This is a genomic window from Rathayibacter sp. SW19 (assembly GCF_030866825.1).
GTDB classification, from domain to species: Bacteria; Actinomycetota; Actinomycetes; order Actinomycetales; family Microbacteriaceae; genus Rathayibacter_A; species Rathayibacter_A soli.
The window spans coordinates 2,363,863-2,384,375 of record NZ_CP133020.1; the positions used below are offsets into that span (position 1 = coordinate 2,363,863).

Here is a 20,513-nt window from a genome sequence, read left to right on the forward strand (position 1 = left end):
ACGCGTACTGCGGCTACGGGCGCCTCGGCGCCGTGCGAATCTGTATCAAGTCTACGACCTCGCGCGCGGCATCTTCCACGCTGCCATTGACGACGCGGTAGTCGAACTCTGCTTGTGCGGCCAATTCGACTCGCGCGGTGTCGAGTCTGCGCTGGCGCTCTTCGGCGTCTTCCGTACCGCGGCCGACGAGTCTGCGCACCAATTCGTCCCAGCTCGGCGGTGCCAGGAATACCAGGGTCGCCTCGGGCATCGCCGCACGCACTTGCCGGGCACCCTGAAGGTCGATTTCTAATAGCACACTGTGCCCAGCGCGCAACGCGACGTCGATCGGCTCGCGCGGTGTGCCATAACGGTGGGCATTGTGCACGACTGCCCACTCAAGCAGTTCTCCGTCGGCGATGAGCCGGTCGAACTCGGCATCGCTGACGAAAAAATAGTTGACACCGTCGACTTCGCCGGGCCGTGGCGCACGCGTCGTTGCGGAAACAGACAGTAGCACCTCGGGGTAGTGATCGCGGATGTGAGCGGCGACCGTTCCCTTGCCGACAGCCGTCGGTCCAGCGAGCACAACCAGGCTGCTGCGCTTTCGAGAGGTCGGCCTGTTCGCGCGATCCCTCAGGAATTGTTCGAGTCGCACACGTTGATGCTTGCCCAGGCCGCCGAGGCGCTTCGCGGGCGAGATCTCCATGCTGGTCATCGCCTCGTGCATCTTCGTCGTGCCGATGGCAGGCACGCTCATCAGAAAATCGGTAACGCGCATGCCACCTTCGACGCTGTGCGCATCGTCAAGTGCGACACGCAGCACGTCCAAGGGATCGCGCCTGCCCGCGGCGACGGCCGCTTTGACGGCGGCGCGAGCGCGGCGTGCCGCAATGGCAGCGCGCGAGGCGGCAGCTCGATCGACGGGTGGCGGTACGGCGCGATAGGGCGACTCAGGCGATGGCATCCTGCACCTGCCTGCTGCGCTTGGCGATCGCATCCGGAAGCAGATCCGGGCCGACACTGAGAACGCTGCGCGACTCGCTGACGATGGCGCTCGCCAACAACGAACCGTAGATCCTCGATGCATCCGCGAGCTTCGCGCCCTGATGGCCGAAGCCCGGCGCGAGTACGGCCAGCCCGGGTTTCTGCTGCGTCGACGTATCGATGCCGTATGCCGCGAAGTCGAGCGTCGCGCCGAGCACGACGCCGACGCCCCCGACCTGTTCTGCGGGGTATTGCGCGTTGAATCTGATCACATCATCGATGATGACACGACTGACTGAATGAGTGCCGACGAATTCGCCGGTGACCTGGCCTTGCTGGATGCCGATTGATTCGGGGTTCGACGTCGCCGCGAGCACGAAAAGGCCTTTTCCCGCTTCATGCGCGATCGCCATCGGTGCGCTGAGAGAACCGACGCCTTGAAACGCCGAAACGGTCATGGCGTCCGCTTCCAGAGGGGAGCCGGGCGTGAGCCAGGCCTGCGCATACGCCTCGACGCTTGTGCCGAGGTCGCCGCGTTTTGCGTCAGCGATCACAAGGAGATCCGCCGTTCGTGCTGCGGCAAGCACGGCTTCCAGCGCAGCGTAGCCCGCAGAGCCGAATCGCTCGAAGAACGCAACCTGTGGTTTGACGATGCCGACGTTGCCGGCTGCTGCATCGATGACCCGCAGCCCGAACTCGCGCACCCCTGCTGCGCTGACCGGCAGTCCCCACGCTTCGAGGAGGAAAGCATGCGGATCGATTCCGACGCACAGTCGCCCGTGCCGGGTGAACGCGCCGGTGAGGCGAGCGCCGAAACTGATTTCGGCGCTCATGCGCGCGCAGCGCGGTCTGCCGCGTACTCCTGCAGTGACCGAACCTGGAAACCATCGCGAACTGCGTCGATCGATGCGACGGCGGCGTTCAATTCTGCGATGGTCGTGAACAACGCCTTGTCTTCTGCGACGCTCGCGGCGCGGATTTCGTACCCGTCGGCACGCGCTGCGCCACCGCTTGGCGTGTTGATCACGATGTCGATCTCGCCGTGATTGATCAGCTCTACGATCGACGGTTCATCCGCGTTCTCATCGTCGCTGAACTTGCGCACGATCTGCGCGGCAATGCCGTTGCGGTTCAACACCTCAGCGGTGCCCGCCGTCGCCACGATCCGATAGCCGAGTTGCTGCAGTCGAAGCACCGGCAGAACGATTGATCGCTTGTCTCGGTCCGAGACCGAGACGAACACGGTGCCGCTGAGCGGAATACCACCGTACGCAGCCGCCTGGCTCTTCGCGAATGCGCGCGGAAAGTCGGTGTCGATGCCCATCACCTCACCGGTCGAACGCATCTCGGGTCCGAGCACTGAGTCGACGATCTTTCCCTCCGGGGTGCGGAAACGCTTGAAGGGAAGCACGGCCTCCTTGACTGAGATCGGCGAATCCAGCGGGATGACGGAGCCGTCTTGCTGTGCGAGCAGTCCGATCGCCTTCAACTCGTCAATACTCTCCCCCGCCATGATCCGCGCAGCAGCCTTTGCGAGCGGGATTCCGAGAGCCTTCGAAACGAACGGCACGGTACGGCTTGCGCGAGGGTTCGCCTCGAGCACATAGAGAACACCCGCACCGATTGCAAACTGCACGTTCAGCAGGCCTTGCACGCCGATGCCCTCTGCGATCAGCTGGGTGGCCTCCCGAACGCGGTCGATTTCTGCACGCCCGAGCGTGACGGGCGGCAACGTGCAACTCGAATCGCCGGAGTGGATTCCGGCCTCCTCGATGTGTTCCATGACACCGCCGATATACAGCTGCGTGCCGTCGAACAGGGCGTCGACGTCGATTTCCGTCGCGTCTTCGAGAAAGCGGTCGACCAGCAGCGGGTGCGACGGGCCGACGATTCCCTGGCCATCCATCTTCGTAAAATAGTCGACCAACGCGGCTGGGCCGTACACGATCTCCATGCCACGCCCGCCGAGCACGTAACTTGGCCGAACCAGAACCGGGTAACCGATCTCGTCTGCGATCGCTTCGGCACCAGCGGCATCGAATGCGGTGCCATTGCGTGGGGCAAGCAAACCGGCCTGCTGCAGGATCTCCGAGAAGAGCCCCCGTTCTTCTGCCAGGTCGATCGCCTCCGGGCTCGTACCGAGGATCGTTACACCGGCGGCCTTCAGGCCCTTCGCCAGCCCGAGCGCAGTTTGTCCGCCGAGCTGCACGATCACCCCGACGAGTTCTCCGCTCGCACTCTCGGCATGGATGACCTCGAGCACGTCTTCCAGTGTCAGCGGCTCGAAGTACAACCTGTCGCTGGTGTCGTAGTCCGTCGACACGGTCTCCGGGTTGCAGTTGATCATGATGGTCTCGTAACCAGCATCGCGCAGTGCGAACGAGGCGTGCACGCAGCTGTAATCGAACTCGACACCCTGCCCGATACGGTTCGGGCCGGAGCCGAGGATGACAACCTTGCGGGCGTCGCTCGGGCTGACCTCGGTCTCATCGTCATAGCTCGAGTAGTGGTACGGCGTGAGCGCCGGGAACTCCCCGGCACAGGTGTCCACAGTTTTGTACACCGGCCGCACCCCGAGGATGTGCCGCACTTCGCGCACCTCCGCCTCCCCGAAGCCGCGGAGTTGGCCGAGCTGGGCATCCGAGAAGCCGTGGTCCTTCGCCCGCCGCACGGTGTCGGTGTCGAGTGTTTCTGCGTCGCGCACCTCTTGCGCAATCTCATTGATCAACACGATCTGGTCGATGAACCATGGGTCGATTTTCGTCGCCTCGAACACCTGCTCGATCGAAGCGCCGGCGCGCAGCGCCTGCTGAACGGTGACGATCCGCCCGTCCGTCGGCGTCTTGGCCTGTTCAAGCAGCTCGGTGACGCTGAGTTCCTGTGGGCCCCAATGGAACGAGGAGCCGCGTTTCTCGAGCGAGCGCAACGCCTTCTGCAGCGCGCTGGCATAGTTGCGCCCGATCGCCATCGCTTCTCCGACGGACTTCATGGTCGTAGTCAGCGTTGCATCCGCGGCTGGGAACTTTTCGAACGCGAATCTCGGCACCTTGACGACGACGTAGTCGAGCGTCGGTTCGAATGATGCCGGTGTTACCCGCGTAATGTCGTTCGGGATCTCGTCGAGGCGATAGCCGATTGCCAGCTTCGCTGCGATCTTGGCGATCGGAAATCCGGTCGCTTTCGAGGCGAGCGCGCTCGAGCGCGACACGCGTGGGTTCATCTCGATGACGATCATCCGGCCGTTTGCCGGGTCGATCGCGAACTGGATGTTGCAGCCGCCGGTGTCGACGCCGACCGCACGGATGATGTCGATTCCGACGTCGCGCATCCGCTGGAATTCCCGGTCGGTCAGGGTGAGTGCCGGTGCGACGGTGATCGAGTCGCCCGTGTGCACGCCGACCGGGTCGACGTTCTCGATCGAACACACCACCACAGTGTTGTCTGCACTGTCTCGCATCAGTTCGAGTTCGTATTCCTTCCAGCCGAGGATGGACTCCTCGAGGAGCACCTCGCTCGTCGGCGACTGATGGATACCGTCACCGACGATCCGACGCAGCTCGGCTTCCGTGTACGCGAACCCGCTGCCCAGCCCTCCCATGGTGAACGACGGCCTGACCACGAGCGGATAGCCGAGGTCATCTGCGAAGCCGAGTGCTTCGTCGACCGTGTGCGCAATGTGTGAGCGTGCAACTTCTGCGCCCGCTTCGATCACGAGATCTTTGAAGGTCTGCCGATTCTCGCCCTTTTGGATCGCCTCGAATTTCGCGCCGATCAACTCGACGCCGTATTTTTGCAGGATGCCGTGTTCGTGCAGTTCCATCGCGGCGTTGAGGGCGGTCTGACCGCCGAGCGTCGGCAGGATCGCGTCGGGCTTCTCCTTGGCGATGATGGTCTCGATGACCTGCCAGGTGATCGGCTCGATGTACGTCGCGTCTGCGAAGTCAGGGTCTGTCATGATCGTTGCCGGATTCGAATTGACCAGGATGACACGCACGCCCTCCTCGCGCAGCACGCGGCACGCTTGCGTTCCCGAATAGTCGAATTCGCAGGCCTGGCCGATCACGATCGGGCCGGATCCGATGACGAGAACGCTCGCGATGTCGTCGCGCTTGGGCATTAGTCGCTCTCCTTCGTTTGGATTGATTCATCCGGGATTGTTTCGGCTGGGATTGTTTCGGCAAGCACCATCTCGCGGAAACGGTCGAACAGATAGTTGGCATCGTGCGGGCCCGCTGCCGCCTCTGGGTGATACTGCACACTGAACGCAGGCAGGTCGAGGCAGTTCAAGCCTTCGACCACGTTGTCGTTCAGGCTGAAGTGGCTGACTTCCACCCTGCCGAAGCCTGCCGGGGAATCGATCACTGTGTCCAGCGGTGCGTCCACTGCGAAGCCGTGATTCTGCGCCGTGATCTCCACGCGGCCGGTGGTTTTATCGAGTACCGGTTGATTGATGCCACGATGGCCGAATGGAAGCTTGTACGTGCCGAAGCCGAGCGCGCGGCCGAGAAGCTGGTTTCCGAAGCAGATGCCGAAGTACGGGAGTCCGGCCTTCAGGATTGCCTGAAGCAGCTGCACCGCGGCATCCGACGCGGCGGGGTCGCCCGGCCCGTTCGAGTAGAACAGCGCGTCCGGCCCCAGGGCCAGCACCTCTTCTGCGGTGACCCGCTCCGGCAGAACGTGCACGTCGAACCCGCGTGCGGCCAGGTAGCGCAGTGTTGACAGCTTCACTCCGAGGTCGAGCACTGCGACGGAGCCGATCCGTTCACTGGAGGCCGGGATCAGGTAGGCATGAGGCGTTGACACTTCGGCGGAGAGGTTGCGGCCGGCCATCTGCGCCCCGGCGCATACAAGTTCGAGCTGATCGGCGTCTGAGAGCGCAAATTCTGCGCCGGAAAATATGCCCGCTCGCATGGCTCCGACCGATCGGATGTGCCGGGTGACTGCGCGCGTATCGATGCCGCTGATTCCTACAATGCCGCCTGCGATCAGTTCGTCGTCGAGGCTGCGCTGTGCACGGAAGTTCGACACGACGCGCGAGGGCTCGCGCACGACGAAGCCGGCCACCCAGATGCGCGAAGACTCCATGTCCTCGTCATTGACCCCGGTGTTGCCGATATGTGGGGCGGTCATCATCACGATCTGGCCGGCATAGGACGGATCGGTCAGAGTCTCCTGGTAGCCGGTCATTCCGGTGGAGAATACTGCCTCGCCGAGCGTGCGGCCTTCGGCACCGTATGCTCGGCCGACGTATCGTGAGCCGTCTTCGAGTACGAGGACGGCGGGAGCAGGTTCGACCACGTTACACTTCACTTTCTGGGTCGTCGTCGGCCGATGCCGGCGAGGAGTCTGTCGAGGCGTCGTTAGCTGCCGCCTGTGCCGATGCAACCGTGTTGAGTGCGTCGATCAGCGGTGCGCGGTCGTCCGGGTCGACGGCGCGCAGGTAACTGTCGGCGACGGTCGCCGCGTCGATGTTCCACGCGAGCCGGATCAGCCCGCCTGTCTCGACCACCCGGTCGATGGCGACGGTGGCCGCGTCTGCGGCGATGATGGCGGATGCCGGAACAAACGTTTCGCGTTCACCGGTCACGGCGATCAGGGCACCCTGCTCGGCAACAGTGATCGTCGCGCGCCCCGGAAAGCGCAGGCCATCGATGGCCAGACGCTCGAGTTCCCGATCATGCGCGGTCGTCGCGACATACAGGACATCCGCGGTTCGATGCACCGGGCCGAGGTCCTGCGGCACCTCCCGCGCGGGATGCAGTCCGCTGTCCCTCCTGACGCGTCTGCGCCAGCCCCACCACATCAGGATGAAAACCAGTGCGACGATGACGACGATGATGATCGTCGGCCCGAACTTATCCACGAGTATCGCCTCCGTGCAGTGTGCGTGCGTACTCGGCGACCTCGCCCGCCTCGCGCACCAGCCCGTCGAGCACCGTCGGATACCCGGCGTGGATCGTGGTGATGACGCGGCCGGGAAGCGTTCTGTCGAGATATGGCGAGTTCGTCGCCTTCCCGACCAGATCTCGCGTACTGAAACGTCGGCTTGCGCTCGGATCATACAGTGTGACGTCGGCCCTGGCACCGATTGCGATTGAGCGGTCTGCGCTCAGCGAGCCGATTCTGGCCGGTGCGAGGCTGAGCACGCGTTCGACGTCAACCCAGCTCAATTGACCCGATTCCACGACGGCAGCGTGCACCACAGACAGTGCGGACTCGAGCCCGACCATGCCATTGGCCGCTGCATCCCATTCGCAGTCTTTCGCCTCGACTGGATGCGGTGCGTGATCGGTCGCAACGATATCGATCGTGCCGTCTGCCAGGGCATCACGCAGTGCGCGCACGTCTTCGCTGCGCCGCAGCGGCGGGTTGACCTTGTATCGCGCATCGTAGCTTGCTGCCAGATCCTCTGTCAGCAGCAGGTGATGCGGGGTGACTTCCGCCGTCACGGCAATGCCCCTCGCTTTCGCCCAGCGGAGCACGTCGACGGAGCCTGCCGTGGAAACGTGGCAGACATGCAGTCGGCCGCCCACGTGCTCGGCCAGGAGAACGTCGCGGGCGATGATCGACTCCTCGGCGACGGCCGGCCAGCCGGTCAGACCGAGTTGGCCGCTGAGGGCGCCCTCGTTCATCTGCGCGCCCTCGGTCAGGCGCGGGTCTTGCGCGTGCTGTGCGATCACCCCGCCGAAGGCTTTGACGTATTCGAGCGCGTGACGCATGAGCAGCGGGTCTGACACGCACTGACCGTCATCGGAGAACACTCGCACCTGCGCGCGGGAGTGCGCCATTGCCCCGAGTTCGGCCAGCTGCCGCCCCTCAAGCCCGACGGTGACCGCACCGATCGGGCGGACCGTCGCATATCCTGCACTCTCCCCCAGCGTGAGCACCTGCTCGACGACGCCGGCCGTGTCCGCGACCGGTGAGGTGTTCGCCATCGCGAACACTGTCGTGAAACCGCCTGCTGCTGCGGCCTGAGTGCCCGACAGGACCGTCTCGCTCTGTTCGAAGCCCGGTTCACGCAGATGCGTGTGCAGGTCGACGAGTCCGGGCAGCGCAATCAGCCCTGCCGCGTCGATGGGTCGTGCACCGACAGCGCTGAGCGCTGTTCCGAGTTCGGTGATCCTGCCGCCGTCGATCAGGATGTCTGTGCGCGCGCCGTCCGGCAGCAGGGCACCTCGGATCAGAACCTTGTAAATCGTCATCCGTGTTAGTGATCCTCCCGATCCCCGGCCAAAAGCAGATACAGCGCCGCCATGCGCACAGCAACACCGTTGGCGACCTGCTCACGCACCGTTGACTGCGGTGAGTCGGCCGCCGTCGCTGAGATCTCTAGCCCGCGATTCATCGGCCCGGGGTGCATGACAATGCTACCGGGGCGCAGCTTCGCGAGCCGTTCACCGTCAAGACCCCACACCCGCGCGTACTCGCGCGTGTTCGGAAAGTAGGATGCGTGCATCCGTTCTGCCTGGATGCGCAGCATCATCACCACGTCCGGCTCATCGTTCTCGATTGCCGCGTCGAAGTCATATCCGACGGTTGCAGGCCAACCGTGCAAATCGACCGGCAGGAGCGTCGGCGGCCCGACCAGGCCCACCTGTGCGCCAAGCGTCGTCAACAGCCACACGTTCGATCGAGCGACCCGCGAATGCAGGATGTCTCCGACGATGGTGACCCGGATGCCGTCCAGCCCGTGGCCGCGCGAGGCGGCGCCGTGCAGGCGCTTGCGAATCGTGAACGCGTCCAGCAGCGCCTGGGTGGGGTGTTCATGGGTACCATCGCCGGCGTTGAGGATGCCGGCGTTGATCCAGCCACTCGCGGCCAGGGTGTGCGGCGCGCCGGAGGCGCTGTGCCGGATCACGACAGCGTCGGCGCCCATCGCCTGCAGCGTCTGTGCGGTGTCCTTCAGGCTCTCGCCCTTCGAGACGCTCGATCCCTTCGCGCTGAAGTTGATGACGTCTGCGGAGAGCCGTTTCGCGGCCGCTTCGAACGAGATCCGAGTGCGGGTGGAGTCTTCGAAGAACAGGTTGACAACGGTCTTGCCGCGCAGGGTCGGGAGTTTCTTGACTTCGCGCAAGGCCACATCGGCCATGTCTTCCGCAATGTCGAGAAGGCCGATCGACTCAGCGCGGTCGAGGTCTCTCGTCGACAGCAGGTGTCTCATGCCGGGCCTTCGATCGTGACATACTCGTCGCCGTCCGTTTCGGTGAGGTGCACGTTCACTCGTTCCGTCGCAGCGCTCGGCAGGTTCTTGCCGACGAAGTCCGCTCGGATCGGCAGTTCGCGATGGCCTCGATCGACCAGAACGGCCAGCCGAACAGCTTTGGGCCGACCGAGATCGCTGAGCGCGTCAAGGGCTGCGCGGATCGTGCGGCCGGAGTAGAGCACGTCGTCGACGAGCACGACCGTCGCGCCGTCGATCCCTCGCGGAAGCTGTGTGGGGGACGGCGCGCGCGTCGGGTTGCGGTGCAGATCGTCGCGGTACATCGTCACGTCGATCGCCCCGACGAGGTTCGGAGGCGCATCCGGTTCAATTCTCGCGATGATGTCGCCGATGCGCTGCGCAAGCGGCACACCGCGGGAAGGGATGCCCAGAATCACGAGATCTGCTGTGCCACGATTGGACTCGAGGATCTCGTGCGCGATCCGAGTCAACGCTCGTGCTATGTCAGCCTGCTGCAGCACGGTACGCGCCATTCAGCCGACCTCCTTCCCCGCCTCTCTGGACGGCTGTTAAAGGATGTCTACCCGGCAAGCCTAGCAGCGCGGGCGTGCCCTCCCGCTGGTCGAGTAGCCCGCGAGCGCAGCGAGCAGGCATATCGAGACCGTCGCAACCCGCACAGTCAGGTCTCGATACACGTCCTCGCTGGCGCTCGTCCGTTACTCGACTACCGGGTTGTTGGTCGAGTAGCCCGCGAGCGCAGCGAGCGCGCGTATCGAGACCACACAGTAACAACGGCTTCCCGCGGTCGATTACGCCTTGCCGCCGCTCTGAATGAACGCCTTGATGTCGTCGGCCTTCGTGAAGTCGCCGTTGAACAGGTGCCCATTGACGAGGATCGTCGGCGTGCCCTTGATCGAGGTGATGTCGGCTCCGGTGATGCCGCCGTTCAACGCTTTGTCGTTGTACTTCTGCACCCACGGAATGTAGTCGCCGTTGCTGATGCACGCGGACACGTCGTTCGCGCCCGCCTTTGCAGCCAGGGTGACGAGCTGGTCGTCGCGCAATCCCTTGGAGCCCTCTGCTGGTTGGTTGGTGTACAGCAGGCCGAGATAGACCAATGTCGTGGCAGGATCGCTGGCGGCAACGCAGACCAACGAGGACGACGCTCGTGACGAGTACTGCGTGCCCTGTGACGACTGGTCGAGGAAGGTCAGTGGGTGCACCCGCAGCGTGATCGTCGAGTCGTTGACCATCGAGGCGAGCTGGCGGCCGTTCGCCTTTTCGAACTCGCCGCAGTATGGGCACATCGGGTCGATGAAGGTGTCGACGGTTGTGGCGCCGGAGCCGAGTGTGATGTGACCCTTGTCAAAGTCGACGGCGCCCTTGACACCGGTCGGCAACGCTGCAGAGCTGGTCGACTGTGACGACGGCGATGCGTTGCCCGAACCGCCTGATCCCCCGGAGGAGCATCCGGCCAGCGCGACTACCGCCACAGTCGCTGCCGCTATCAACGCGAGGAACCTGCCACTTGTTGCCGGGGTCGTCGGCATGATCGGCGCCTTTCCGTTCGTTGGTCCCGTGCTGTCGAGGTTGGTTTAGTCTGTGTCGTTTATTCTGCGGCGTTGATTTGGGCGATCTTCGAGAGCAACCCGCTGATGAATCCCGATGAATCGTCCGTGGACAGGGTAGCCGCCGCATCGGCGGCTTCTGAGATGGCGACACCGGTGGGCACCTCGTCGTTGTACAGCAGTTCCCACACGCCGATCCGAATGATCGCCCGATCCACGGCGGGCATCCGCGACAACGTCCAGCCCTGCGCGTAGGTCTCGATAAGTTCGTCGATCTCCACGAGGTGATCTTGCACGCCGTCGACGATTTCCCTGGCGTACAGCCAGGACGCGGCACGTGCGGGCTCACTCGCTGCGCGCTCGGCCTCTGCGGCGAGAATGCTCGCGACTGGCGCCTGGCGCACATCCGCCGAATACAGGATGTCCAGCGCCCGCTTGCGAGCCTTGGTGCGAGCGCTCACTAGTCGTTGACACGGCTGAGGTAGTCGCCGGTGCGGGTGTCGACCTTGACCTTGGTGCCGGTCTCCAGGAACAGCGGAACTTGGATCTCGTGCCCGGTTTCAACGGTCGCCGGCTTGGTGCCGCCCGTTGAGCGGTCGCCTTGCAATCCTGGCTCCGTGTAGGTGATCTCCAGCACGACGGATGCTGGGAGTTCGACATACAGTGGGTTGCCGTTGTTCAGAGCGATCGTGACGGGCTGGTTCTCGAGCATGAAATTGGCGGCATCCCCGACCGTCGCCGCTTGCACGGTCAACTGGTCGTAGTCGGCGGAGTCCATGAAGACGAAGCTGTCGCCGTCCTTGTACAGGTACTGGAAGTCGCGTCGATCGACGTTTTCGAACTCGAGTTTCGCGCCTGCGTTGTAGGTGCGGTCGACGGTTTTGCCGCTGACGACGTTTTTGAGCTTGGTGCGCACGAAGGCGCCGCCTTTGCCCGGCTTGACGTGCTGGAACTCGATGACGGTCCAGAGCTGACCGTCGATGGAGAGGACAGCGCCGTTGCGGATGTCTGCGGTTGATGCCATAGGGATGTAATCCGTTCAGATGAGGGAATGACAGGTCGCACGCGGAGTGTCAACGCGTCTAGGCCCCCAAAGATTCTAGTTGTCAGGCGAGGATTCGGCGAATGGCCGCTAGTGCGAGCCGGTACGAATCCAGTCCGAACCCGGCGATGACGCCCGTCGAAACCGCGCTGATCACGCTGACGTGCCGGAATTCCTCCCGGGCGTGCGGGTTGGAGATGTGCACCTCGATGACGATGCCTCCTGCCGATGTCACGAGCGACACGGCGTCACGCAGTGCGTATGAATAATGGGTCCAGGCGCCGGCGTTCAGGATGACGGGAATGGCGGCGTCAGCAGCCTCATACAACCAGCCGAGTAGCTCCGCCTCGGCATCCGTCTGGCGCAGATCGATCTGCGTGTCGACCGCATCCGCCTGGAGCATCGTGTGGAGGTCAGCAAGGCTGTGAGCCCCGTAAATGTCTGTTTCGCGGGTGCCGAGGCGTCCGAGATTCGGGCCGTTCAGAACGAGAACTGTGCTCATGGGCATTCAGCCTAGCGGTCGTCTATGAAGCGATCTCTTGGTACGCCGCGAACAGAAGGCTCGGCTCAGGCGCGGTCAGAACGGTGGGTCGGGCGATGTCATCGAGCACGATGAAGCGCAGCATGCTCCCGCGAGTCTTCTTGTCTCGCTGCATCGTCGCGAGCAGCGACTGCCACCTGTTCGCCGGATACGTTGTCGGCAACGAAAGTGACGTGAGGATGCTGCGGTGCCTGTCCACGACGGCATCCGACAGTCGTCCGTTGAGCCTCGCCAGTTCGGCCGCGTACATCATGCCGACAGACACTGCAGCGCCGTGCCGCCATTGATACCGCTCACCGTGTTCGATCGCATGCCCGAGCGTGTGCCCGTAGTTGAGGATCTCGCGCAACCCGTGCTCGGTGAAATCCTCACCGACCACCCGTGCTTTGATGCCGATCGAGTGTTCGACGAGTCGGCGGAATTCCGGAGTCGTCGGATCGGTGGCGGTGTCCAGATCGCGCTCGATGATGTCGAGGATTTCCGGCTCCGCGATGAAGCCGTATTTGACGACTTCTCCGAAGCCGGCCAGGATCTCGTTTCGCGGAAGGCTGGTGAGCGTGTCCAGGTCGGCCACGACGGCGCTCGGAGCGTAGAAGGCGCCGACAAGGTTCTTGCCTTCCGCCGTGTTGATACCGGTCTTGCCCCCGACTGCGGCGTCGACCATTCCGAGCAGCGTTGTCGGAACCTGAATCAGGCGCACGCCGCGCAGCCAGGTGGCCGCCACGAAGCCGGCCAGGTCAGTGACGGCTCCCCCGCCGAACCCGATCACGGCGTCGGTGCGGGTGAAGTCGGCCTGGCCCATGATCTGCCAGCAGAACGCGGCCACTTCCACCCGTTTGGCCGCTTCAGCATCCGGCACCTCAGCGAGCAGCACCTGGTAACGGTCGGCGAGCGAATCGCGCAGTTCGGCGGCCGCCAGTCCGAGCACCGGCGGGTGAACGATCAGCACGCGCGCGACATCCGGCCCGATCACAGCTGCGAGCTCCAGGCGCAGTCCGGCACCGATCGTGACGTTGTACGGATTCGTGCCGGGGACGGTGATCTGCGTTACGGGGTCTGTCATGACTGCTCCTGTGCCCAATGTGTTATTTCATCGACGACGTCATCGACACGTCGATACGTCGTGTCCGTCGTGAACGCTGCCAGTCGGCGGTACAGCGGAGTTCGCTCGTCCACCAATCGCTGCCACGATGCGAGGTCGTGCACTAGCGGTCGCTTGCCGTTTGCGATGCGTTCCGCGACCGCCTCCGGTCGTATGGTCAGCAAGACGACAGCCCTGCCGCGCAACTCATTCTGCGTTCGCTGATCGAGCACCGCGCCGCCACCGAGCGATACGACCGCATGCTCACGCAACGCCGCCTCGACTGCCGACCGTTCAAGCATTCTGAAATGAGATTCACCCTGGCTGGCGAAGATCTCGGCGATCGCACCGTGATCGCGCACAATCACTGCATCTGTGTCGATGTATGCGAGTCCGAGGCGTCGGGCGAGCCGTCTGCCGACGCGGGATTTGCCCGCTGCCGGGGGCCCGATCAGAACGATACTCACCGGTCGGTCGGCGTTGCAGAATCCTCTGCGTTGTCGATGCCTGCGCGCTGAGTGCGCAGGGTGGTGGGGATGCTGTCGAGGTAGCCCGCCAGATTGCGCCGGGTCTCAGAGACGGCGTCGCCTCCGAATTTTTCGAGAACGGCGTTCGCCAAGACGAGGGCGACCATTGCTTCGGCGACCACACCGGCTGCGGGCACGGCGCAGACGTCGGACCGCTGGTGATGAGCCGCCGCGGGCTCGCCCGTGGCGACGTCGACTGTGCGCAGCGAGTGCGGCACTGTTGAGATCGGCTTCATCCCGGCGCGCACCCGAAGCACGGTGCCTGTGCTCATGCCGCCTTCCGTGCCGCCTGCCCTGTCGCTGGTGCGTGCGATCTGCTCATGGTCGATGACGAGTTCGTCGTGCGCCTGCGAGCCGCGCCTGGTCGTTGTGGTGAAGCCGTCGCCGACCTCGACGCCTTTGATCGCTTGAATGCCCATCAGGGCCGCGGCGAGTTGAGAATCCAACCGTCTGTCCCAGTGCACGTGCGAGCCGAGCCCGGGCGGAACACCGTAGGCCAGCACTTCGACGACACCGCCCAGGGTGTCGCCGTCTTTGCGGGCCGCATCCACCTCGTCCACCATCGCGGCGGACGTGGCAGCGTCGAAGCAGCGCAGCGGGTCTGCATCCAAAGCGTCGACGTCGTGGGCGGTCGGCAGTACGCTGCCCTCCGGTACGCGCACCGTTCCGATCGACAGTGTGTGACTGACCAGATTGATCCCGAGCTCGCGTAAAAACGCCTTTGCGACGGCCCCGAGCGCCACCCGGGCGGCCGTCTCCCGTGCACTGGCGCGCTCGAGAATCGGCCTGGCCTCCGTGAAGCCGTATTTCTGCATCCCGGCCAGGTCGGCGTGGCCGGGCCGTGGGCGCGTGAGCAGGGCTCCCCTGCCGCCGGCGAGCTGATCGGCATCGACCGGTTCTGCGCTCATCACCTCGGTCCACTTCGGCCATTCCGTGTTGCCGATGCGCACGCTGATCGGGCTGCCAAGGCTGTAACCGTGGCGCACCCCGCTGGAGAGTGCAAGTTCATCCTGCTCGAACTTCATTCGTGCACCGCGACCGTAGCCGAGCTTGCGTCTGGCCAGATCCGCGCGAATGTCGGTGAGCGAGACGGGCACGGAAGCCGGGAGTCCCTCGAGGATTGCGATGAGTTCCGGGCCGTGAGACTCTCCGGCTGTGAGCCAACGAAGCATGCTTAAGATTCTGGCACAGCCGACGCCTGCTCCTCGCCGGGGCCGTGCTCCTACGCTATGACCTGCTGCCCGGCGGCGTCGAGGTGGACAGCCGTGAGCATCGCCGCCAGCGCGTCTCCTTCGTGTTCGAGCGGTTGCAGCGGGTCGCCGTTCACAAAGATCCGCACCTGAAGCAGCGCCTGGTGCACGAGCATGGCCAGGCCGGAAATCACCTGCCCGCCCACACTGCGCCAGCGCTCTGCGAGCAGACTCGGCCACGGGTCGTAGGCCACATCGAGCAACAGGGCACGCACCCGCAGCTCAACGGGGAACTCCACGCCAGCGTCCGCGCCTCCCGGCAGTGTTCCGATCACGAGCTCCGCATCCGATTCGGGAGTGACCCCGCCGGGCCGTCTGATTTCGATGGCAAGGCCGAGTTCGCGTGCAAGCGGCCGGAGCGCGGCCGCGTGGTCGGGGTTGCGGGCCCAGACGATGACACGTTCGGCGCCGAGTTCCGCGGCTGCCGCGACCGCTGAGGCAGCGGTCGCCCCAGAACCGAGCACGTGCACGAGAGTGACGCTGCCGATTGCAGCAGCATGCAGCGCGCGCACGATGCCGGCGACATCCGTGTTGAAGCCGCTGAGAATTGCTGCAGTTTCGTACGATCCATCTCTCGTCTCGGGTCGATCGAACAGAATGGTGTTCGCTGATCCGGTCAGCCGGGCAACCCGATCCAGCGAGCTCACCAGCGGAATGGCGCTGTGCTTGAGCGGCATCGTCAAAGACAGACCGCGCCACTCTGGGCCGCGTGACGCAACGAAGTCTGCCAGTTCGGCCGCCTTTACCTCGACGGCCCGGTAGCTCCACGGCAGCCCCAGAACGGCGTACGCCGCGCGATGCAGCGCCGGTGACTGCGAGTGTGCGATCGGTGATCCGAGCACGGCCAACGAGCGCTCACTTGCAGTAGGCATCGTTTGCAGCACTCTCGTTGCACCACTTCTGCAGCTGCGCGACGGCGGCTTCCTGTTCTGCCAGCGTTGTCGAGAACACGGTGTCACCGGTTTGCAGATTGACGGCGACGAAGTACAGCCACGGCCCCGGTGTCGGATTCAGCGCAGCCTTGATCGACACATCGCCCGGGTTGCTGATCGGGCCGATCGGCAACCCCTGATGCACATAGGTGTTGTACAGATTCGCCGCGTCGGCACGCTCGGCATCAGTGGTGAACACCCGCTGCACGCCGGCGCCGTATGCGACCGTCGCGTCGGACTGGAGCAGCATCCCCTGATCCAGCCGATTCTGAAACACACGAGCGACCTTGGCGGCGTCCCCAGCCTTCGGACCGGCCTCCTTCTGCACGATCGAAGCCAGCACGACCGTCTTCCAGCGATCTGCCGCGGGCACGCCGTCGGCGTCGAGCGCGGTGAAGCTGCGATCGACCATCGTCTTCAGTACGTCGTTCGCCGTGATGCCGGGATCGAACGTATAGGTCGCGGGGAACAGGAATCCTTCGAGCGACTTGGCCTGTGAAGGGAGCCCGAAGGCAGCGGGATTGGCCGCAGCCGACTGCAGGTCGGTCAGCGGAATCGACGTGGCCTTCGCGACGCTGGCCAGGATGTCCGCTTCGGTCGTTCCCTCCGGAATCGCAACCGTGCGTTGAAGCTTGTTCTTCGGGTCCTGTAGTGCTGCGAGAGCGGCCTTCGCACTCATCTGCTTCTTCAGTGCGTACACTCCTGGCTGGAACACCGGGTCTGGCTTGGTCTTCAGCAGCAGGCTGTAGAAGGCGTCAGCAGTCTTCACGACACCGGCCTTGTACAGCGTGGTCGCGACGTTGCTGCCCATGTCACCGTCCTTGATGCTGATCGTCACCGAGCCGGTGCCCTGGCCGGTGTAGTCGTTCGGCTCGGTAATGTTGAGCACCTTCAGCACCTCTGGTTGGAAGGTGAACCACACGTAGGCGCCGGCTCCACCGAACAGACCCAGAATTACGACGATCACGATCGTGACAGTCAGCCAGCGCCGTCGCTTCTTGGGCTTGACCGGTTTCTGCTGGTTCGGGTAGTCCTCGTGCGACCAGCCCAGGGTCGCCTGGTGGGCGCGTCGCGCGGCGGCATCGCGAGCCTCGCGCCGCGTCGTCGGTTGTGGCACGGTGTCGCTGCTATCGAATTGCGGTCCCGTGCCCAGCAGTGTGCCGAGCAAGTCAGGCTCGCCGGCGGGGTTGCCTGACGCATCCGCCGCCGGATCGGTTGCACGCGGCTTCACGGCGTCGACGGCCTCGTCTGATGAATGACTGGGGGTCACGATGTCGGTCCTATGGTCGGGGTCACGAGAATCCCTGGGAGCTTCCCGCTGACACGCTCCATGTCGAGCGCTTGTTCCAGAATCACCGTAGCCGCTGCTTGGTCGATTACGCTCCGAGAATTCTTCGTGTTCCGTCCGGATGCGCGCAGCGCAGACTGGGCCGAGACCGTCGAGAGCCGTTCGTCCACCAGCCGAACCGGTACGCTGACCGCGTCGGCGAGCAGGCGAGCAAAATCCGCGGCATCGTCCGTCGACGCCGTATGCGAACCCGACAGTGAAAGCGGGAGGCCGACGATGATCTCGATGGCCTCGCATCCCTCGGCAATCTCACGAATTCGTGCGCGATCTGCGCCGTCACGTGATCGTGGAACAGTCTCGACGGGAAGCGCAAAGACACCGTGCGGGTCGCTCTTGCTCACCCCGATGCGGACCTTTCCGACGTCGACGCCGACTCGCGTTCCTTGCCGCATCGCGCTACCCGGCGACGGCTTCCGTCAGCGCAGCCAGTGCTGCAGGAATCGCCTCAGGGTCTGTGCCGCCGCCCTGCGCCAGGTCGGCCTTGCCGCCGCCGCCGCCGCCCAGGATTCCGGCGGCCGTCTTCGCAAGCGGGCCTGCGGCCACACCGGCGTCGCGCGCAGCCTTGTTGGAGGCCACGATGATCACCGGCTTGCCTGAGGTGATCGCCGCAATTGCAACGAGCGCCGGATCGCTACCGAGCCGCTCTCGAACGGTGGTTGCCAGAATCCGCGCTTCGTCTGCCGAGCCGAGCGCGCCGACATTCTCAGCAACCACACGGATCTCTCCCAGGCGCTGGGTGGTCTGAAGCAGAGCGGGCACACGATCGAGAACGGCGCGGGCTTCGAACGCGGCAATCTTCTTCTCAGCGGACTTCAGGCTGGAAACGAGTTCTGCGATGCGCTCGGGTAGCTGCTCTCGCGGGGTCCTCAGCGAACTGCTGAGCTGTGACACGAGCGCCCGCTCTGCCGCGAGATCACGGAAGGCCTCGATGCCGACCAATGACTCGACACGGCGGTTGGTCGACCCGACAGAAGACTCGCTCACCAGATTGATCATTCCGATCTCGGCACTGGAGGCGACGTGCGTGCCCGCGCAGAGTTCGCGAGACCAGGGGCCGCCGATATCCACGACGCGCACCCGATCGCCGTACTTCTCGCCGAACAATGCCATGGCTCCGAGCGCCTTCGCCTCGTCGAGCGGCAGTTCGCGGGTCGTCACCTGGAGGTTGTCCCGGATGGCGTTGTTGGAAATGTCTTCGATCTCGCTGCGGGTTTCGGCGGACAGCGGCTGATTCCAGGAGAAGTCCAGGCGCAGATACCCGGCTTTGTTGTACGAGCCGGACTGGTGCGCATTCGGGCCGAGGATCTGGCGCAGCGCGGCGTGGATGATGTGCGTGCCGGAGTGGGCTTGGCGTGCTCCTCGACGGTAGTCGGCATCGACAACACTGGTTGCCCGGTCGTCGAGTCCGACTTCTCCCTGCGTCACCTGCACGGTGTGGCTGATCAAGCCCTTGATCGGCTTCTGGACATCGAGCACTTCGAGCTCGTAGCCGGGGCCGACGATGAGCCCGACGTCGGCGTCCTGCCCGCCGGCTTCGGCGTATAGCGCCGTCTCGGCGAGGATGACTTCTGCGATGTCGCCGGCAACCGCGCGTGGGACCGCCACCCCGTCGACGATGATGCCGAGCACCCGGGATTCCGTCTGCAGGTCGGTGTAGCCCGTGAAGACGGTCTCACCGAGTGCGCGGAACGCGCTGTACACCGAAAGGTCGGCCAGCGCTCGTTTCTTGGCACGAGCATCCGCCTTCGCTCGAGCGCGCTGGTCTGCCATCAGCGCGTCGAACGCGGCCCGATCCACGGTGAGGCCCGCCTCCTCGGCCATCTCCAGGGTCAGGTCGATCGGAAAGCCGTACGTGTCGTGCAGGAGGAAAGCCGTGTCCCCGGCCAATTCCGTTTGACCTGCCTTCTGAGAGTTGGACACCGCCGTGTCGAGAATGGTCGTTCCGCTGGCCAGGGTGCGCAGAAAGGTCTCTTCCTCGGCGAACGCGAGACGCGAAATCCTGTCGTAGTCTGCTTCGATGCCCGGGTATGCGGCTTTCATAGCGTCGCGCGAGGCGGCGAACAGTTGCGGGAAGGTTGCGTTCTCCACCCCCATGAGACGCATCGCGCGCACGGTGCGGCGCAGCAGGCGACGCAGAATGTAGCCACGGCCCTCGTTGGACGGGGTCACGCCATCGGACATCAGCATCAGAGCGCTTCGTACGTGATCGGCAACGACGCGAAGTCGCACGTCGTCCCCGTGATCGGCACCGTATTGCTTGTCGGCCAGCTGCGCAGCGCGGTCGAGGACAGGGCGCACCTGGTCGATCTCGTACATGTTCTCGACGCCCTGCTTGAGAAAGGCGACCCGTTCCAAGCCCATGCCCGTGTCGATGTTCTTTTTCGGAAGATCGCCGAGGATCTCGAAGTCGTTCTTGCTCGTTCCCTCTCCGCGCAGGTACTGCATGAAGACAAGGTTCCAGATCTCGACGTAGCGGTCGTCGTCCGTCGCCGGGCCACCGTCTGCGCCATATGCCGGGCCTCGATCGAAGAAGATCTCCGAACACGGGCCAGCGGGCCCTGGCTGCCCCGTCGACCAGTAGTTGCTGTCCATTCCAAGACCCTGGATGCGCTCATCCGGCAACCCCGCGACGCGACGCCAAATCTCTCGCGCCTCGGCATCCTCGTGGTAGACGGTGACCCACAGATCGTCCGGATCAAAACCGAGCCCGCCGGCATCCTCCGCCGTGGTCAGCAGCTCCCACGCGAAGCGGATCGCCTGCTCCTTGAAGTAGTCCCCGAATGAGAAATTGCCGCACATCTGGAAGAACGTGCCGTGACGAGGGGTCTTGCCCACTTCCTCGATGTCGTTCGTCCTGATGCACTTCTGCACGCTGGTCGCTCGCGGATACGGCGCGGGCACGAGCCCGGTGAGGTACGGCACGAACGGCACCATGCCTGCCACAGTGAACAGCAAAGATGGGTCATCGCTGACGAGCGACGCGGAGGGTACGACGGTATGGCCGCGCTCCGCGAAGAATTCAAGCCAGCGCCTGTGGATTTCGGCAGTCTGCATTGTGTCCGTAGTAATCGGTCGATCGGTGTGTTCGGTGGGTGAA

The 20,513-nt window shown here is 64.3% G+C and carries 19 protein-coding genes; all 19 read right to left on the bottom strand.

Features of this window, described 5'->3' with window-relative positions; all coding sequences use genetic code 11:
* Positions 1 to 13 precede the first annotated feature (13 nt).
* The 19 genes from gmk to alaS all read right to left on the bottom strand — a co-directional run bounded on the left by gmk (position 14) and on the right by alaS (position 20,470).
* Positions 14 to 946 carry a guanylate kinase gene (gene gmk, locus QU604_RS10920; protein WP_308468829.1) on the bottom strand — a complete coding sequence of 311 codons (933 nt, stop codon included), beginning with the start codon at positions 944 to 946 and terminating at the stop codon, positions 14 to 16.
* Positions 933 to 1,799 (bottom strand): orotidine-5'-phosphate decarboxylase, encoded by an 867-nt coding sequence (gene pyrF, locus QU604_RS10925; RefSeq protein ID WP_308468830.1) that lies wholly within the window; start codon positions 1,797 to 1,799, stop codon positions 933 to 935. Before pyrF ends, gmk begins: the two co-directional genes overlap by 14 nt.
* Complete coding sequence (gene carB, locus QU604_RS10930; RefSeq protein WP_308468831.1) at positions 1,796 to 5,083, bottom strand: carbamoyl-phosphate synthase large subunit; 3,288 nt, start codon at positions 5,081 to 5,083, stop codon at positions 1,796 to 1,798. Before carB ends, pyrF begins: the two co-directional genes overlap by 4 nt.
* Entirely contained in the window at positions 5,083 to 6,264 is a 1,182-nt protein-coding gene (gene carA, locus QU604_RS10935; RefSeq protein ID WP_308468832.1) for a glutamine-hydrolyzing carbamoyl-phosphate synthase small subunit, read from the bottom strand. The genes carB and carA overlap by 1 nt, the downstream gene beginning before the upstream one ends.
* 1 nt (position 6,265) lies before the next feature.
* Positions 6,266 to 6,829: a PH-like domain-containing protein gene (locus QU604_RS10940; RefSeq protein WP_308468833.1), complete on the bottom strand. Its 564-nt coding sequence runs from the start codon at positions 6,827 to 6,829 to the stop codon at positions 6,266 to 6,268.
* A complete protein-coding gene (locus QU604_RS10945; protein ID WP_308464672.1) occupies positions 6,822 to 8,168 on the bottom strand; it encodes a dihydroorotase in 1,347 nt (448 codons plus the stop codon). The genes QU604_RS10940 and QU604_RS10945 overlap by 8 nt, the downstream gene beginning before the upstream one ends.
* Positions 8,169 to 8,173: 5 nt before the next feature.
* Entirely contained in the window at positions 8,174 to 9,127 is a 954-nt protein-coding gene (locus QU604_RS10950; RefSeq protein WP_308464673.1) for an aspartate carbamoyltransferase catalytic subunit, read from the bottom strand.
* Positions 9,124 to 9,660: a bifunctional pyr operon transcriptional regulator/uracil phosphoribosyltransferase PyrR gene (gene pyrR, locus QU604_RS10955; protein ID WP_308464674.1), complete on the bottom strand. Its 537-nt coding sequence runs from the start codon at positions 9,658 to 9,660 to the stop codon at positions 9,124 to 9,126. Before pyrR ends, QU604_RS10950 begins: the two co-directional genes overlap by 4 nt.
* A gap of 276 nt (positions 9,661 to 9,936) precedes the next feature.
* Complete coding sequence (locus tag QU604_RS10960; protein WP_308464675.1) at positions 9,937 to 10,677, bottom strand: DsbA family protein; 741 nt, start codon at positions 10,675 to 10,677, stop codon at positions 9,937 to 9,939.
* A 59-nt stretch (positions 10,678 to 10,736) separates the two neighbouring features.
* A complete protein-coding gene (gene nusB / locus QU604_RS10965) occupies positions 10,737 to 11,156 on the bottom strand; it encodes a transcription antitermination factor NusB (protein WP_308464676.1) in 420 nt (139 codons plus the stop codon).
* Complete coding sequence (gene efp, locus QU604_RS10970; protein ID WP_308464677.1) at positions 11,156 to 11,719, bottom strand: elongation factor P; 564 nt, start codon at positions 11,717 to 11,719, stop codon at positions 11,156 to 11,158. The genes nusB and efp overlap by 1 nt, the downstream gene beginning before the upstream one ends.
* Before the next feature lie 82 nt (positions 11,720 to 11,801).
* Complete coding sequence (locus QU604_RS10975; protein WP_308464678.1) at positions 11,802 to 12,239, bottom strand: type II 3-dehydroquinate dehydratase; 438 nt, start codon at positions 12,237 to 12,239, stop codon at positions 11,802 to 11,804.
* 22 nt (positions 12,240 to 12,261) lie between these two features.
* Positions 12,262 to 13,341: a 3-dehydroquinate synthase gene (gene aroB, locus QU604_RS10980; RefSeq protein ID WP_308464679.1), complete on the bottom strand. Its 1,080-nt coding sequence runs from the start codon at positions 13,339 to 13,341 to the stop codon at positions 12,262 to 12,264.
* Entirely contained in the window at positions 13,338 to 13,826 is a 489-nt protein-coding gene (locus QU604_RS10985; protein ID WP_308464680.1) for a shikimate kinase, read from the bottom strand. Before QU604_RS10985 ends, aroB begins: the two co-directional genes overlap by 4 nt.
* Positions 13,823 to 15,058 (bottom strand): chorismate synthase, encoded by a 1,236-nt coding sequence (aroC, locus tag QU604_RS10990; protein ID WP_308464681.1) that lies wholly within the window; start codon positions 15,056 to 15,058, stop codon positions 13,823 to 13,825. Before aroC ends, QU604_RS10985 begins: the two co-directional genes overlap by 4 nt.
* A gap of 50 nt (positions 15,059 to 15,108) precedes the next feature.
* A complete protein-coding gene (locus QU604_RS10995) occupies positions 15,109 to 16,008 on the bottom strand; it encodes a shikimate dehydrogenase (protein WP_308464682.1) in 900 nt (299 codons plus the stop codon).
* Positions 15,992 to 17,338, bottom strand: a complete 1,347-nt coding sequence (mltG, locus tag QU604_RS11000; protein ID WP_308464683.1) for an endolytic transglycosylase MltG — start codon at positions 17,336 to 17,338, stop codon at positions 15,992 to 15,994. The genes QU604_RS10995 and mltG overlap by 17 nt, the downstream gene beginning before the upstream one ends.
* A complete protein-coding gene (gene ruvX / locus QU604_RS11005; protein WP_308464684.1) occupies positions 17,335 to 17,808 on the bottom strand; it encodes a Holliday junction resolvase RuvX in 474 nt (157 codons plus the stop codon). Before ruvX ends, mltG begins: the two co-directional genes overlap by 4 nt.
* 4 nt (positions 17,809 to 17,812) lie before the next feature.
* Positions 17,813 to 20,470, bottom strand: a complete 2,658-nt coding sequence (gene alaS / locus QU604_RS11010; protein WP_308464685.1) for an alanine--tRNA ligase — start codon at positions 20,468 to 20,470, stop codon at positions 17,813 to 17,815.
* Positions 20,471 to 20,513 lie beyond the last annotated feature (43 nt).

Coding starts and splice junctions, on each gene's coding strand:
- gmk (WP_308468829.1), bottom strand. CDS start 946: ATGCCATCGCCTGAGTCGCCCTATCGCGCCGTACCGCCACCCGTCGAT.
- pyrF (WP_308468830.1), bottom strand. CDS start 1,799: ATGAGCGCCGAAATCAGTTTCGGCGCTCGCCTCACCGGCGCGTTCACC.
- carB (WP_308468831.1), bottom strand. CDS start 5,083: ATGCCCAAGCGCGACGACATCGCGAGCGTTCTCGTCATCGGATCCGGC.
- QU604_RS10945 (WP_308464672.1), bottom strand. CDS start 8,168: ATGACGATTTACAAGGTTCTGATCCGAGGTGCCCTGCTGCCGGACGGC.
- QU604_RS10950 (WP_308464673.1), bottom strand. CDS start 9,127: ATGAGACACCTGCTGTCGACGAGAGACCTCGACCGCGCTGAGTCGATC.
- pyrR (WP_308464674.1), bottom strand. CDS start 9,660: ATGGCGCGTACCGTGCTGCAGCAGGCTGACATAGCACGAGCGTTGACT.
- QU604_RS10960 (WP_308464675.1), bottom strand. CDS start 10,677: ATGCCGACGACCCCGGCAACAAGTGGCAGGTTCCTCGCGTTGATAGCG.
- efp (WP_308464677.1), bottom strand. CDS start 11,719: ATGGCATCAACCGCAGACATCCGCAACGGCGCTGTCCTCTCCATCGAC.
- QU604_RS10975 (WP_308464678.1), bottom strand. CDS start 12,239: ATGAGCACAGTTCTCGTTCTGAACGGCCCGAATCTCGGACGCCTCGGC.
- aroB (WP_308464679.1), bottom strand. CDS start 13,341: ATGACAGACCCCGTAACGCAGATCACCGTCCCCGGCACGAATCCGTAC.
- aroC (WP_308464681.1), bottom strand. CDS start 15,058: ATGCTTCGTTGGCTCACAGCCGGAGAGTCTCACGGCCCGGAACTCATC.
- QU604_RS10995 (WP_308464682.1), bottom strand. CDS start 16,008: ATGCCTACTGCAAGTGAGCGCTCGTTGGCCGTGCTCGGATCACCGATC.
- ruvX (WP_308464684.1), bottom strand. CDS start 17,808: ATGCGGCAAGGAACGCGAGTCGGCGTCGACGTCGGAAAGGTCCGCATC.
- alaS (WP_308464685.1), bottom strand. CDS start 20,470: ATGCAGACTGCCGAAATCCACAGGCGCTGGCTTGAATTCTTCGCGGAG.